Origin of the sequence: Pantoea sp. V106_11, assembly GCF_029967885.1 — a bacterium.
GTDB classification, from domain to species: Bacteria; Pseudomonadota; Gammaproteobacteria; order Enterobacterales; family Enterobacteriaceae; genus Pantoea; species Pantoea ananatis.
In genome coordinates, this window is the sequence record NZ_JASCAK010000001.1 from 1 (window position 1) to 12991 (window position 12991).

Genomic DNA, 12991 nt, shown 5'->3' on the forward strand with positions numbered 1-12991 from the left:
CGAAGGAACAGCGGCGGCTGCCGGACGCCGGGATTGTTAAGGGGCTGGCGCAAGCCCCTTAACCCGACCGCCTGCACAGACAGGCTGAAACTCCCCACCGCCTGGCGGGCGGAATCTGCACGGAGCAAAACCGTAAATACCCGCAGGCAGGCAAAGTATGCGCCAGCCTTAAGGGCAAACTCATTAAAGAAAAACCCTCCAGGCAAAACCCCACCAAACAAAGAACAAGATCCCACAGGCGGGGGTTTTCCTGAGGCATCCGCCGCGCTGAGGAGAGAGCGAAGGCCAGGACGGCGCGGCAGGGACGCCGCGACGAGGACGGCTGCGCCAGGGAGGGCGCATCCGGACGGTCCGTCAGGCCGCAGCAAACGACGAAGGAACAGCGGCGGCTGCCGGACGCCGGGATTGTTAAGGGGCTGGCGCGAGCCCCTTAACCCGACCGCCTGCACGGGCAGGCTGAAACTCCCTGCCGCCTGGCGGGCGGAACATACTCAGAGCAAAACCCATCCCCGCCAGCGGCGGAACTCCCTCTATATGCCCAGCAACAGCTGCCGCTCCAGCTGCGGATCCACCAGCGTCACATGCAATCCCACCAGCCGCACACCGCGACCCGCCCGGCGCTCATCCCAGGTTTTACGCGCCACGGCAATCATGTCTTCTTTATTTAGCACCGGCCAGACATGCTCCTGAGTCGTCTGTTGGAAATCACTGAACTTCAGCTTCACGCCCTGGCGCGCAATATGCTTATCGGGGCGAATCTGCGTCAGGCGCCGATCAAGCTCGGCATAGAGGTAATCAATGATTTCCAGGCAGCGCTCCCAGCTGTCGATATCGTCAGCCAGCGTACGCTCAACGCCTAATGATTTCCGTTCGCGTTCCACCACCACACCGCGTTCATCAATACCGTGGCTGCGCTCCCATAATATCCGGCCAAACTTACCAAACCGTTTTAGCAGCAGCGCCAAATCGGCATTTTGCACGTCGGCGCAGGTGTGCAGGCCCATCTCTTCCAACTTTTTTGCCGAGACTTTCCCCACGCCGGGGATTTTTGCCAAGGGTAACGCCAGCAAAAAGTCAGACATCTGCGCAGGCGTGATGACGTACTGACCATCCGGCTTATTTAAATCAGAGGCGATCTTCGCAAGGAACTTGATCGGTGCGATGCCCGCCGAGGCGGTGAGCTGCGTTTCGCGAAAAATAGTGGCGCGGATCTCCTGGGCGATCAACGTGGCAGAGCCCTGGCAGTGCGTACTGTCGGTAACGTCCAGATAGGCTTCATCCAGCGACAGCGGCTCAATAAGGGAGGTAAAACGGGAAAAGATGGCGCGAATCTGGCTGGAGGCTTCTTTATAGACTTCATAGCGCCCAGGCAATAAACGCAGATGGGGGCAAAGCTTTAATGCCATACCGGTCGGCATCGCACTGCGCACGCCATATTTACGTGCCGGATAGTTAGCGGTACTGATCACGCCGCGGCGATCGCGGCTGCCGCCAATGGCCATGGGAATATCACGTAATGAAGGGTCATCACGCATTTCCACTGCTGCAAAAAAGCAGTCCATATCGACATGAATGATCTTACGCATCGCCCCTCCAGTACTGGATAAGTATACAGTCAGAAGAGACTTGTGCAATATTTCTTGCAGTTGCTAACAAACTTTACAAATTTTCAGCGCTATTCCATCAAAGAAATGGACATTTTGCTCTGCGCTGTATTGCTAAAAAAACACACAATGTTTAATGTTGCGCTGCGGTAGCGGAAAGTTCCGATAATGCAAACAGAGGCGCACTTACCGCGCCATTGTTCTTCTTCACTTCAAGGTATACACAGCATGGGCAAAATCGCACTTCTGTTTGCGATGATTTTACTGCCAGCCCTCAGCATGGCAATGACTCCTGAGCCGGTTCAGCAACTGGCCCCGGTCAGTAAAGAATTAAAGAAACAGCTAATTGGTACACCGGTTTATATTCAGATCTTTAAGGAAGAGCGTACGCTTGAGCTATACGGCAAAATTGGTAATGAGTACCGTTTGCTGGATACCTACCGCATCTGCAACTTTTCTGGCGGCCTTGGCCCTAAACGTCGTGAAGGCGATTTTAAAAGCCCGGAAGGTTTTTACAGCGTAAAAATGAATCAGCTGAAGCCAGACAGCCGTTTTTACCGCGCGATTAATATTGGCTTTCCCAACCAATATGACCGCGATCAGGGCTACAGCGGTAACTACCTGATGATTCATGGCGACTGCAAGTCTATCGGCTGCTATGCCATGACCAATGCTTACATGGATCAGATTTTCACTTATGTGAACGCCGCATTACGCAATGGCCAGCAGGAAGTGAATATTGCCATTTATCCGTTTCGTATGACGGAGAGCAATATGCAGCGTCATCGCTATTCCACCTATGCGGATTTCTGGAAGCAGCTTCAGCCCGGCTATGCCTACTTTGCGCAATATCATCAGCCGCCAACGGTAAATGTTGCCAGCGGCAGATATGTGATGAACAGCAGCCCGGTCATCACACAACCTGAGGCGGCCTCACAGTCGTTCCTGGCGCTCTCCAAGGTAAAATAAAGCCCATTCACCTGGCACGATCCGGTGCCAGGTTTCATTCCCCGTTAACGGCTGTGTCGCAATGACAGTGACCACATCGTTCGCGCCGGTATGTTTCTGGAAATCAATTTCCACATCCTGATCAAGTAGCTGCGCCCGGCCAAAAGGGGCTCGGCGGGTAATCCAGAACAGATTGGTCGAGCAGAACGCCATTAAGTAGCGACCATCCGACAGCAGCATGTTAAACACGCCCTTCTGCCGCAGTTCGCCCGCCAGTTCGCCGATATAGCGAAAGACCGCAGGCCAGTTACCTGGCGTACGCGGATAGCGCGTGGCCAGCTTGTGCAGGATCCAGCAGAATGCCTTTTCGCTGTCGGTTTCACCAACCGGACGAAAGGTTCCGGTCTCCAGTTGCCTGTAGCCTTTAAGCTGCCCGTTGTGCGCATAGGTCCAGTTTCGCCCCCACAGTTCCCGCGTAAACGGATGGGTGTTTTCCAGAGAGACCGGCCCACGGTTCGCCTGGCGAATATGCGCCACGACGGAATGGGACTTGATCGGGTATTCCTGCACCAGACGCGCAATGGGGGAATTAAAACTTGGCAAGGGATCTTTAAAGGTGCGGCAACCTTTATCTTCGTAAAACGTAATACCCCAGCCGTCTTTATGCGGCCCTGTTCCGCCGCCGCGCTGCACTAATCCGGTAAAACTGAAACAAATGTCGGTGGGAACATTGGCGCTCATCCCGAGCAATTCGCACATAGCAACCGCCTTATGTCAAAACGCCTCCTGCCGCTCAGGAGGCCAGTCGTGCTGTTACCTGACCATCTCTTTTTCAATCAGCAGCATCAGGATATGAATCACTTTAATATGGATCTCCTGAATGCGATCGGCATAGCCAAAATGCGGCACACGGATTTCAATGTCCGCGCTGCCAGCCATCTTGCCGCCATCTTTACCCGTCAGAGTGATCACTTTCATCCCCTGCGCACGCGCAGCCTCAACGGCCTTGATGATGTTGGCCGAGTTTCCTGACGTCGAGATCCCGAGCAGCACGTCGCCTGAACGCCCTACCGCTTCAACGTAACGGGAAAAGACGTGGTCATAGCCGAAGTCATTGCTCACGCAGGAAAGGTGGCTGACGTCTGAAATGGCAATAGCCGGATATCCAGGACGATTTTCACGGTAGCGGCCCGTGAGTTCTTCAGCAAAGTGCATCGCATCACAGTGAGAACCACCGTTGCCGCAGGAAAGCACTTTGCCGCCCGCTTTGAAGCTGTCAGCCAACATCACCGCCGCCCGTTGGATGGTGTGAATGTTCGCGTCGTCACTCAGAAAGTGATTCAACGTCTCTGCCGCTTCATTGAGCTCTGAACGAATAATGTCCTGATACATAGACTTGTCCTTTGTAGGGGAGGTTAATCGCAGCAAGTTTAACGGAATGGTTGACCTGCGCAAAGCACCACAGGGTCAGATAGCCGTGTGCCCGCCGTTTTTTTCACGTTCGTTATTTTCATTACGGGCGCTGTTTCGCTGATTTTGTGAGTCAGGTTGTAATTGCGATGTAAACAAATTGATAAATGCCAGCAGGTGATTTAAACCTCTCTTTATAACAGGTCAGACCTCTTACTACTTAACGGAGCACTTCATTATGATGGTTGTCTCGATTCTTGCGACAGTGGTGCTAATTGGCGCCCTGTTTTATCACCGCATCTCTCTGTCACTCAGTAGCGCAATCCTGCTGCTGTGGACCGCTGCGATGGCGGTGGCCCACCTGTGGACGCCGTGGCTGCTGTTGCCGCTGGCGATCATCCTGCTGCCGCTGAACCTGACCAGCCTGCGCCGCAAACTGTTTTCCAAACCGGTGCTGCAGCGCTTTCAGCAGGTCATGCCGCCGATGTCTCGTACGGAAAAAGAGGCGATTGAGGCGGGCACAACCTGGTGGGAAGGCGATCTTTTTCAGGGCAAACCTGACTGGCAGAAACTGCACAACTACCCGCAACCGCGCCTGACGCCGGAAGAACAGGCCTTTATTGATGGCCCGGTGGAAGAAGCCTGCCGCATGGCGAATGATTTCCAGATCACCCATGAACTGGCGGATATGCCGCCAGAGTTGTGGGCCTATCTGAAAGAGCACCGCTTCTTCGCCATGATCATTAAAAAAGAGTACGGCGGACTGGCATTCTCCGCCTATGCCCAGGCACGCGTGTTGCAAAAACTGTCGGGCGTATCGGGTATTCTGGCGATTACCGTGGGGGTGCCTAACTCACTGGGTCCGGGCGAACTGCTGCAACATTACGGAACGGAAAAACAGAAAGACCATTATTTGCCGCGTCTGGCGCGGGGCGATGAGATTCCCTGTTTCGCCCTTACCAGCCCGGAAGCGGGTTCCGATGCCGGGGCAATCCCCGATACCGGCGTCGTTTGCATGGGCGAATGGCAGGGCCAGCAGGTGCTGGGCATGCGACTGACCTGGAACAAGCGCTATATCACGTTAGCCCCAATCGCCACCGTACTGGGTCTGGCCTTTAAGCTTTCCGACCCCGAGCACCTGCTGGGCGAGAAAGAGGAACTGGGCATTACCTGTGCCCTGATCCCAACCAGCACGCCGGGCGTGGAAATCGGTCATCGCCACTTCCCGCTCAACGTACCGTTCCAGAATGGTCCAACCCGGGGGAAAGACATTTTTGTCCCCATTGATTTCATCATTGGCGGCCCGGAAATGGCCGGTCAGGGCTGGCGGATGCTGGTGGAATGTCTGTCCGTCGGCCGTGGCATCACGCTGCCGTCAAACTCAACCGGTAGCCTGAAAACGGTGGCACTGGCGACCGGCGCCTATGCGCACATCCGTCGTCAGTTCAAACTGTCTATCGGTAAAATGGAAGGTATTGAAGAGCCGCTGGCGCGCATCGCAGGTAATGCCTATGTAATGGACGCGGCCGCTACGCTAATCACCACCGGGATTATGCAGGGTGAAAAACCCGCGGTTCTGTCAGCCATCGTCAAATATCACTGTACCCATCGCGCTCAACAGTCAATCATCGATGCGATGGATATCGCGGGTGGTAAGGGCATCATGCTGGGTGACAGCAACTTCCTGGCGCGTGCCTATCAGGGTGCGCCCATCGCTATCACCGTGGAAGGCGCGAACATTCTGACCCGCAGCATGATTATCTTTGGTCAGGGGGCAATTCGTTGCCATCCTTATGTCCTGCAGGAAATGGCCGCCGCCGCCAGCAACGATGTTGCCGCCTTCGATAAGGCGCTGTTTAGCCATATTGGTCACGTTGGCAGCAACGCGATGCGCAGCCTGTGGCTAGGCCTGCTGGGCGGTCGCACCAGCGCCGCGCCAACCCGCGATGTAACGCGTCGCTATTATCAGCACATGAACCGCATTAGTGCCAACCTGGCCTTGCTGTCAGATGTCTCTATGGCGGTCTTAGGCGGCAGCCTGAAACGTCGCGAACGGATGTCTGCCCGCCTGGGTGATGTGCTGAGTCAGCTCTACCTGGCGTCTGCCACTCTGAAACGCTATGACGATGAAGGACGCCACGAAGCCGATTTACCGCTGGTGCACTGGGGCGTGCAGGATGCACTGAATAAAGCAGAGAAAGCCATGGACGATCTGCTGAGTAACTTCCCGAACCGCCTGGTGGCTGGCGTTATTCGACTGATGGTGTTTGCCGGTGGTCAGCACTGCCCTGCACCGTCCGATCGTCTTGATCACAAACTGGCAAAAATGCTGCAGGTGCCTTCAGCGACGCGTACGCGCCTGGGCCGCGGTCAGTATCTTGCGCCGAGCCAGCATAATCCTGCAGGTCAGTTAGAGCAGGCATTGCAGGACGTGATGGCGGCGGAAGTGATTCACGACCGCCTGTGCAAGCAGCATAAAAAACACTTCTCATTCACCCGACTGGATGCGCTGGCTAAACAGGCGTTGGAACAGGGCTGGATTGACGACAAAGAAGCTGAAGTGCTGAAACGCGCCGAGCAGAGCCGTCTGCGTTCCATTAACGTGGATGAGTTTGAGGCTGATGCGCTGGCCGTGCCGGCAAAGCAGGATGTCTCAAAACCCGCCCGCCCCAGTGAGGCGGCATAAACAATCAGGCCGACATCATGTCGGCCTTTTTTTATCCTGCCTGACGAATGCGGGCAATCAATGCCTCGACATCGTCCACGTGCCCGGCGGCCAGAATCAGGGTGCGGCCTAGGGTAATCGCATTGCGAATACAATCGGTGCGCATTTCATCATCCCGAATCAGTTTCATGTCCGCCACGTGCGACATGCCCACCGTTCGACGGATCAACTCCGTTCCACAAAAGCCAATGGTGTCCGCCCAGACTTTGCGCAGAAACGCCTGTGCATAACCCGGATACGCCATGGCCACATCCTGGGTGTGACTTTCTGCCAGCGCCAGGAAGCGCGTCGCAAAGGTATTCCAGACATCACGCACGTCGCTAAGGCGCTGCTCACGGGCATCAACGGCTTCGCGGGGAGGCAACAGGCCCGGTAAACCACAGTAGTTGATCAGCAGGTTACCCAGCGCGGTGCCCACGTCAAAGCCGATGGGTCCAAAATAACCAAACTCGGCATCAATCGCTTTCAAGCTGCCGTCAGCCACAAAAATCGAGCCGCTGTGGATATCCCCATGCAGTAACGCCTCGGCATGGCTGAAGAAAACGTGCTTGAGCCCGGCCACAGCAATACGCAACGCGTCGTCAGTGCGAAGGGATGCGACCAGCGGCTCCAGCGCGTCAGGATAGCTGTTGCGCTCGTGGTCAGTGTAGGGATCGTTAAAGAACAGATCTTCGGTGATTTCGCACAGCTCAGGGTTGATAAAGCGCGCCACCTCGGCTTTCTTGTGATGCGGGTGCAGAATAAAGTCTGAGGTGTGAAACAGCGTCTGCGCCAGATATTCACCGAGCTGACGCGGCGCTTCAGGGTAGTAGGCGCCTTTCACCAGCTCACTGCGCCAGATGCGGTGGCTGGAAAGATCTTCCATCACCATCACCGCCAGATCCGCATCGTAATGCGTAACCTTAACCGTGTGCTGGGGGCAATATTTGTAGTGCTCAACCAGCGTTTGCGCTTCGATACGCGCACGATCCAGGGTTAACGGCCACGATTCGCCGACGCAGCGAACATAGGGCAGCGCCTGTTTGACTACCACGCGGCTTTTACCCTGGTTGTCGTAAATTTTAAAGACCAGATTGAGGTTACCATCGCCAATCTCTTCCGCGCTGCTTAGAACAGAAGGATCATCCATGCCGCCAAACGTTTTGGCATATTCCACAGCATCGGCTGCAGTGAACGTACGGTATTGCGACATTGACCTTTCCTCATCAACAAACGCCGGTGCAAGCCGGACCTGATTAATCTTTCGTAATAAGCCGTTCAGACGTCTATACATCCGTTAAGCATGTTGGCACAATATCCGCTATTAACGCAACATGGATTTCACCAACAATGCAGACATTCCAAACTACCAGCTTACAGGTTCGTAACAACCAGCTCTGGATACTGGATCAGCAGGCCCTGCCCCAGCAAAAGAACTGGCTGCCTGCCCATTCGGTCGCGCAGTTGGTTGAACATATTCATGCGCTGCGGGTGCGCGGTGCGCCGTTAATTGGCCTGTCTGCATCCCTGCTGCTGGCATTGCTAGCGGAACAGGGTGAAACGCGCGAGCAGCTGGTGCAGTCGCTGGAAATATTGCGGGCCGCCCGCCCGACCGCGGTCAACCTGATGAATAACCTCGATCGTATGAAACAGGCGCTGGAGCAGCCAGACAGGGTGACGAGCCTGGCAGAAGAAGCCTTGCGGCTGGTGCAGGAGGATAAACAGCTCTGCGATCGCATCGCCGAAGCCGGAAACTCGCTGGTCAAACCCGGCAGCCAGCTGTTAACCCACTGCAATACGGGCGGCCTGGCGACCGCAGGCGTCGGCACAGCCTTGGGCGTTATCGCGCGCGCGCATCAAGAAGGCAAGGTCCGAAATGTTTGGGTCGATGAAACGCGTCCCCTGTTGCAGGGCGGGCGCTTAACCGCCTGGGAACTCGGCGAACTCGGCGTACCTTACCAGTTGATCACCGATTCGATGGCCGCCAGCCTGATGGCTGCGGGCAACGTGGACGCTATCTGGGTGGGCGCGGACCGTATCGCCGCCAATGGTGACGTAGCGAACAAAATCGGCACCTACAGCCTGGCGGTGTTAGCGCACTATCACGGTATTCCGTTCTACGTTGCGGCCCCGCATACCACGTTGGATCGGCTCTGCCCGACGGGCGCGGCCATTCCTATTGAACAGCGTGCCGCCAGTGAAGTCACCGGTGTGTCCGGAAGCTTCGGCAGCGTGCAGTGGGCCCCTGAAGAGGCGCAGGTCTACAATCCCGCCTTTGATGTTACGCCTGCCGCGCTGATCAGCGGTTGGGTGCTGGATACCGGCGTGATCGCACCGGCTCAGGTTGCCGCTGGCATCTTCCAGCCACAGTAAGCAGGACGGGCGGCATATTGCGTCAGCCGCCCGCAGAATGCGCCGTGATTACGCGAGGCGCGGATAAGCATCGGCAATCTTGTCGCCAGTGAAATTAGCGATCCAGCCTTCCTGATTATCAAAAATGCGAATCGCGGTGAAGTGCGGGGACGATCCCATATCAAACCAGTGCGGCGTGCCGGCGGGCACCGAAATCAGATCGTTCTTTTCGCACAGGATCTGCAAAATTTCACCGTCCAGATGCAGACAAAACAGCCCTGCGCCCTCGACAAAGAAGCGCACTTCATCTTCGCCGTGCGTGTGTTCCGACAGAAACTTCTGGCGCAGAACGTCCTTCTGCGGGTTATCGGCACGCATGCTAATCACGTCCCAGCTCTGATAGCCTTTTTCGGCCACCAGCCGGTCGATGGCATGCTGATAGGCGTTGATGACCGTTTCCGCATCCGGGTTTTCGCCCAGATCGCGGTCGGCCTGCCAGCGTTCAAAACGGACGTCTTTGGCATTCAGCCGCGCGCGAATCGCCTCAGCATCGGTGCTGTGCCATATCGGCTGGCTGGGATCGCTATCGCTAAAAATGGTCAGTGCACTCATCTCAAATCGACTCCGGGTTAATCTGGGAAAAATCGGCGACCTGACGATGATGGCTGTCATCATCTGCCGCGTCACGAATCAGCTGCAGCGTGTGCCAGCCGGCCTGCTCTGCTGCGTCCAGCTCCTGATGAATATCAGAAAGAAACAGCAGTTGTTCGGCGGGCAAGCCCGTTTGCGCAGCGATGTTCTGATACGACGTCTTCTCACGCTTGGCGCCCACGTGGGTATCAAAATAGCCGCTGAACAAACCAGTAATATCACCTTCGTCGCTGTAGCCAAATAACAATTTCTGCGCGGCAACCGAGCCAGAGGAATATATATATAATTTAATGCCTTGCACGTGCCAGGCCGTAAGCGCGGGCAGCACATCAGGATAAAGGTGCCCGGTAAAGCGACCGCTCAGGTAGCCCTCGCGCCAAATCATTCCCTGCAGCGCCTTCAGGCCGGTCGATTTGCGATCCGCATCCATGTAAGAAAACAGAATAGCGATGACCTCGTTTGTATCGGCATCGGGTTGCCCCGCTTCGGTACGCACGGCGTTTAGCGCCTGTTGCACCTCAGTCTGCGTCTGATTCTTGCGAACATAATCAGCCAGATGCGCTCGGGCATAGGGAAACAGAACGTTATGTACAAAGCGGATATCGCTGGTGGTCCCTTCAATATCGGTAACAATGGCCTTTATCATGCTTTCTCCAGCAGGCGACGTTGGCGCTCGCATTCAAATAAAAATTCCAGACCTTCAAGATGACGACGGGCTTCAGCGACATCTTTGCCCCAGCAGGTCAGGCCATGTCCGCGCAGCAGAAAGCCATAGCGCAGGGGAAAACGGGCGGCATAATCCTCGATCTCTGACGCCAGCGCCGCCACATCCTGACTGTTGTCGAACAGGGGAATCGCCACGGTAGCATCGTGGGTCGTTTGCCCGCTCAGCGACTTTTGCATCTCATAGCCGTAGAGCAGCACGGCGGCGCCCTGCTCGACCCGCGACAGCACCGTGGAATTGACCGTGTGCGTGTGCAGTACCGCGCCCGCCTCCGGGAACAGACGGTAAATCAGCGTGTGCAGCGCGGTTTCTGCCGAAGGCTTGCGGCCCGAGGGGGCCAGATTAGTGGCAATGTGGACCTGAATAAAATCATCCCGCGTCAGGCTGCCTTTGTCTTTGCCCGACTCACTCAGCAGGCAAACATGTGCATCCTGGCGCACCGACATATTGCCACCGGTGGCCGGTGCCCAGCCCTTCGCGCCTATCCAGTGACAGGCTTGCACCAGCTGATCTACTGCAGAAGAATCGGACATCATCGTTCCTTTTAGCCGTCTAAGCGTCTTGATTGCCAAATACTAGCATCCTGTTTATAGTGGCATCAACTAAGGGTTTTTCCGCTACCGTTTTTGCGCGTAAGGCTACCTAATCATGACGCAGTCCAACCTGACGCCCGAGAGCAAGCTGCCTGCACTCGGCACCACCATATTCACGCAAATGAGCACGCTGGCACAGCAGCATAATGCGATTAATCTTTCTCAGGGATTTCCGGATTTTGATGGTCCGTCTTACCTGCAGGAAAGGCTGGCTTACCACGTCAGTCAGGGCGCGAATCAGTACGCACCCATGACCGGCGCACAACCGCTTCGCGAAGCCATTGCGGATAAAACCGCCGCGATCTATGGCTATCGGCCCGATGTGAACAGCGATATCACCGTGACGGCAGGGGCTACTGAAGCCCTGTATGCCGCCATCACCGCCCTGGTGCGGCCCGGTGACGAGGTCATCTGTTTCGATCCCAGTTACGACAGCTATGCGCCCGCGGTACAGCTGGCGGGCGGCACACTGAAACGCCTCACCTTGCAGCCACCGTTGTTTACGGTTGACTGGCCTGCGTTCTCCGCGCTGCTAAGCGACAAAACCCGCCTGGTCATCTTAAACACGCCGCATAATCCCTCGGCCAGCGTCTGGCATCACGCGGACTATGCCGCGTTATGGCAGGCTGTCGCCGACCGGGAAATCTACGTGCTGAGCGATGAAGTCTATGAACACATCTGCTTTGCACAGGAGGGTCATGCCAGCGTGCTGGCGCACCCTGAGCTGCGTCAACGTGCGGTGGCGGTGTCATCCTTTGGCAAAACCTTTCATATGACGGGCTGGAAAGTCGGTTACTGCGTGGCACCGGCGGCCATTAGCGCCGAGATCCGTAAGATCCATCAGTACCTGACGTTTTCAGTCAACACGCCTGCGCAACTGGCGATTGCCGATATGCTGCGCCAGCATCCCGAACACTATCGTGAACTGCCCGAGTTTTATCGCGCGCGCCGTGACCGACTGATACAGGCCTTGCGCAGCAGTCGTTTTCACCTGTTGCCCTGTGAAGGCACCTACTTCCTGCTGGCGGACTACAGTGCCATTTCGGACCTGGACGATGTCAGTTTTTGCCAGTGGCTGACGCGTGAAGTGGGCGTAGCCGCCATTCCGCTGTCGGTATTCTGCGAGGCGCCTTTCCCGCACAAACTGATTCGGCTGTGCTTTGCAAAACAGGAAGCCACACTTGATGCGGCAGCGGAGCGGTTATGTCGACTCTAGCGATAACGCTGCTACAGGAGCCACTGACGTGGATGGATGGCGAGGCCAACCTGCGCCATTTCGATCGGATCTTAGCCGACCTCACGCAACGGGATGTCATTATTCTGCCCGAAATGTTCACCACCGGTTTTGCCATGGAGGCCGCACAGCAGGCCTTGCCGCAGCCGCAGGTCGTGGAATGGTTACAGCACCATGCTAAGCGCAGCAATGCGCTGGTGGGCGGTAGCGCCGCCGTTCATACCGCTGAGGGCGCCGTGAACCGTTTTCTGCTGGTCGAGCCGGATGGCACGCTGCACCAGTATGACAAACGTCATCTGTTTCGCATGGCCGATGAACAGCAGCATTATGTTGCGGGCAAGGCGCGTACGGTGATTCCGTGGCGCGGCTGGCGTATTCTGCCGCAAATCTGTTACGACCTGCGCTTTCCGGTGTTCTCACGCAATCAAAATGACTACGATCTGGCGCTGTATGTCGCCAACTGGCCTGCAGCGCGCGCCCTTCACTGGCAGGCCCTGCTGCTGGCTCGCGCTATCGAAAATCAGGCATATGTAGCAGGCTGCAACCGTGTGGGCAGCGATGGTAATCAGCATCAGTACAGTGGGGACAGTCGAATTATTTCTCCGCAGGGGGAGATTCTGGCGGCGGGCGAGCCGTTCAAAGCCGGTCAGGTTGAGGCGTCGCTGTCGCTAGCCGAGTTGCAGGCTTATCGCGAGCGGTTTCCGGCATGGCGCGATGCGGATGGCTTTACGTTGGCAGAATAAAATCGCCCCCGGCCAGGCCGGGGGCGAT

The 12991-nt window shown here is 56.3% G+C and carries 12 protein-coding genes; 5 read left to right on the top strand and 7 right to left on the bottom strand.

The genetic code is table 11. The annotated features are described in order from the left end of the window. Nucleotides 1–530: 530 nt before the first annotated feature. Complete coding sequence (gene dinB / locus QLG08_RS00005) at nt 531–1586, bottom strand: DNA polymerase IV (protein ID WP_014593005.1); 1056 nt, start codon at nt 1584–1586, stop codon at nt 531–533. 246 nt (nt 1587–1832) lie between these two features. Between dinB and dpaA the strand changes: the two genes are divergently transcribed. Further along, nucleotides 1833–2573 carry a peptidoglycan meso-diaminopimelic acid protein amidase gene (gene dpaA / locus QLG08_RS00010; protein ID WP_014606503.1) on the top strand — a complete coding sequence of 247 codons (741 nt, stop codon included), beginning with the start codon at nt 1833–1835 and terminating at the stop codon, nt 2571–2573. Here dpaA and QLG08_RS00015 read toward each other — a convergent pair. Both QLG08_RS00015 and lpcA read right to left on the bottom strand, forming a co-directional pair. Continuing rightward, a complete protein-coding gene (locus QLG08_RS00015; protein ID WP_013024770.1) occupies nt 2538–3311 on the bottom strand; it encodes a class II glutamine amidotransferase in 774 nt (257 codons plus the stop codon). The two genes, dpaA and QLG08_RS00015, sit on opposite strands and share 36 nt — an antisense overlap. 54 nt (nt 3312–3365) lie before the next feature. Further along, nucleotides 3366–3944, bottom strand: coding sequence for a D-sedoheptulose 7-phosphate isomerase (gene lpcA, locus QLG08_RS00020; RefSeq protein ID WP_014593004.1), 579 nt, complete (start codon nt 3942–3944; stop codon nt 3366–3368). Between the two features lie 256 nt (nt 3945–4200). Between lpcA and fadE the strand changes: the two genes are divergently transcribed. Further along, the gene (gene fadE / locus QLG08_RS00025; protein ID WP_013024768.1) at nt 4201–6648 is read left to right on the top strand and encodes an acyl-CoA dehydrogenase FadE; all 2448 of its coding nucleotides are present in this window, start codon (nt 4201–4203) and stop codon (nt 6646–6648) included. Nucleotides 6649–6679: 31 nt separating this feature from the next. Here fadE and mtnK read toward each other — a convergent pair whose 3' ends face one another. Continuing rightward, nucleotides 6680–7879 carry an S-methyl-5-thioribose kinase gene (gene mtnK / locus QLG08_RS00030; protein ID WP_014606506.1) on the bottom strand — a complete coding sequence of 400 codons (1200 nt, stop codon included), beginning with the start codon at nt 7877–7879 and terminating at the stop codon, nt 6680–6682. Nucleotides 7880–8016: 137 nt separating this feature from the next. Between mtnK and mtnA the strand changes: the two genes are divergently transcribed. Next, nucleotides 8017–9039 carry an S-methyl-5-thioribose-1-phosphate isomerase gene (mtnA, locus tag QLG08_RS00035; RefSeq protein WP_210495068.1) on the top strand — a complete coding sequence of 341 codons (1023 nt, stop codon included), beginning with the start codon at nt 8017–8019 and terminating at the stop codon, nt 9037–9039. A 48-nt stretch (nt 9040–9087) separates the two neighbouring features. Here the strand turns inward: mtnA and QLG08_RS00040 are convergent, their stop codons facing one another. The 3 genes from QLG08_RS00040 to QLG08_RS00050 are packed head-to-tail and all read right to left on the bottom strand — an operon-like array spanning nt 9088 to nt 10926. After that, complete coding sequence (locus QLG08_RS00040) at nt 9088–9630, bottom strand: acireductone dioxygenase (protein WP_014606507.1); 543 nt, start codon at nt 9628–9630, stop codon at nt 9088–9090. A 1-nt stretch (nt 9631) separates the two neighbouring features. Then, nucleotides 9632–10315, bottom strand: a complete 684-nt coding sequence (gene mtnC / locus QLG08_RS00045; protein ID WP_041930710.1) for an acireductone synthase — start codon at nt 10313–10315, stop codon at nt 9632–9634. Beyond that, nucleotides 10312–10926, bottom strand: a complete 615-nt coding sequence (locus QLG08_RS00050) for a methylthioribulose 1-phosphate dehydratase (RefSeq protein WP_014606509.1) — start codon at nt 10924–10926, stop codon at nt 10312–10314. Before QLG08_RS00050 ends, mtnC begins: the two co-directional genes overlap by 4 nt. A 115-nt stretch (nt 10927–11041) precedes the next feature. Here QLG08_RS00050 and QLG08_RS00055 point away from each other — a divergent pair, with 115 nt between their 5' ends. Both QLG08_RS00055 and QLG08_RS00060 read left to right on the top strand, forming a co-directional pair. Next, a complete protein-coding gene (locus QLG08_RS00055) occupies nt 11042–12202 on the top strand; it encodes a pyridoxal phosphate-dependent aminotransferase (protein WP_014606510.1) in 1161 nt (386 codons plus the stop codon). Continuing rightward, on the top strand, nt 12190–12963 hold the full coding sequence (locus QLG08_RS00060) for an amidohydrolase (protein ID WP_013024761.1): 774 nt from the start codon (nt 12190–12192) through the stop codon (nt 12961–12963). The genes QLG08_RS00055 and QLG08_RS00060 overlap by 13 nt, the downstream gene beginning before the upstream one ends. The last annotated feature ends 28 nt before the right edge of the window (nt 12964–12991 follow it).

Excerpts from the sequence above, each read along its gene's own strand:
- dinB (WP_014593005.1), bottom strand. The coding sequence starts at position 1,586 with ATGCGTAAGATCATTCATGTCGATATGGACTGCTTTTTTGCAGCAGTG.
- dpaA (WP_014606503.1), top strand. The coding sequence starts at position 1,833 with ATGGGCAAAATCGCACTTCTGTTTGCGATGATTTTACTGCCAGCCCTC.
- QLG08_RS00015 (WP_013024770.1), bottom strand. The coding sequence starts at position 3,311 with ATGTGCGAATTGCTCGGGATGAGCGCCAATGTTCCCACCGACATTTGT.
- lpcA (WP_014593004.1), bottom strand. The coding sequence starts at position 3,944 with ATGTATCAGGACATTATTCGTTCAGAGCTCAATGAAGCGGCAGAGACG.
- fadE (WP_013024768.1), top strand. The coding sequence starts at position 4,201 with ATGATGGTTGTCTCGATTCTTGCGACAGTGGTGCTAATTGGCGCCCTG.
- mtnK (WP_014606506.1), bottom strand. The coding sequence starts at position 7,879 with ATGTCGCAATACCGTACGTTCACTGCAGCCGATGCTGTGGAATATGCC.
- mtnA (WP_210495068.1), top strand. The coding sequence starts at position 8,017 with ATGCAGACATTCCAAACTACCAGCTTACAGGTTCGTAACAACCAGCTC.
- QLG08_RS00040 (WP_014606507.1), bottom strand. The coding sequence starts at position 9,630 with ATGAGTGCACTGACCATTTTTAGCGATAGCGATCCCAGCCAGCCGATA.
- mtnC (WP_041930710.1), bottom strand. The coding sequence starts at position 10,315 with ATGATAAAGGCCATTGTTACCGATATTGAAGGGACCACCAGCGATATC.
- QLG08_RS00050 (WP_014606509.1), bottom strand. The coding sequence starts at position 10,926 with ATGTCCGATTCTTCTGCAGTAGATCAGCTGGTGCAAGCCTGTCACTGG.
- QLG08_RS00055 (WP_014606510.1), top strand. The coding sequence starts at position 11,042 with ATGACGCAGTCCAACCTGACGCCCGAGAGCAAGCTGCCTGCACTCGGC.
- QLG08_RS00060 (WP_013024761.1), top strand. The coding sequence starts at position 12,190 with ATGTCGACTCTAGCGATAACGCTGCTACAGGAGCCACTGACGTGGATG.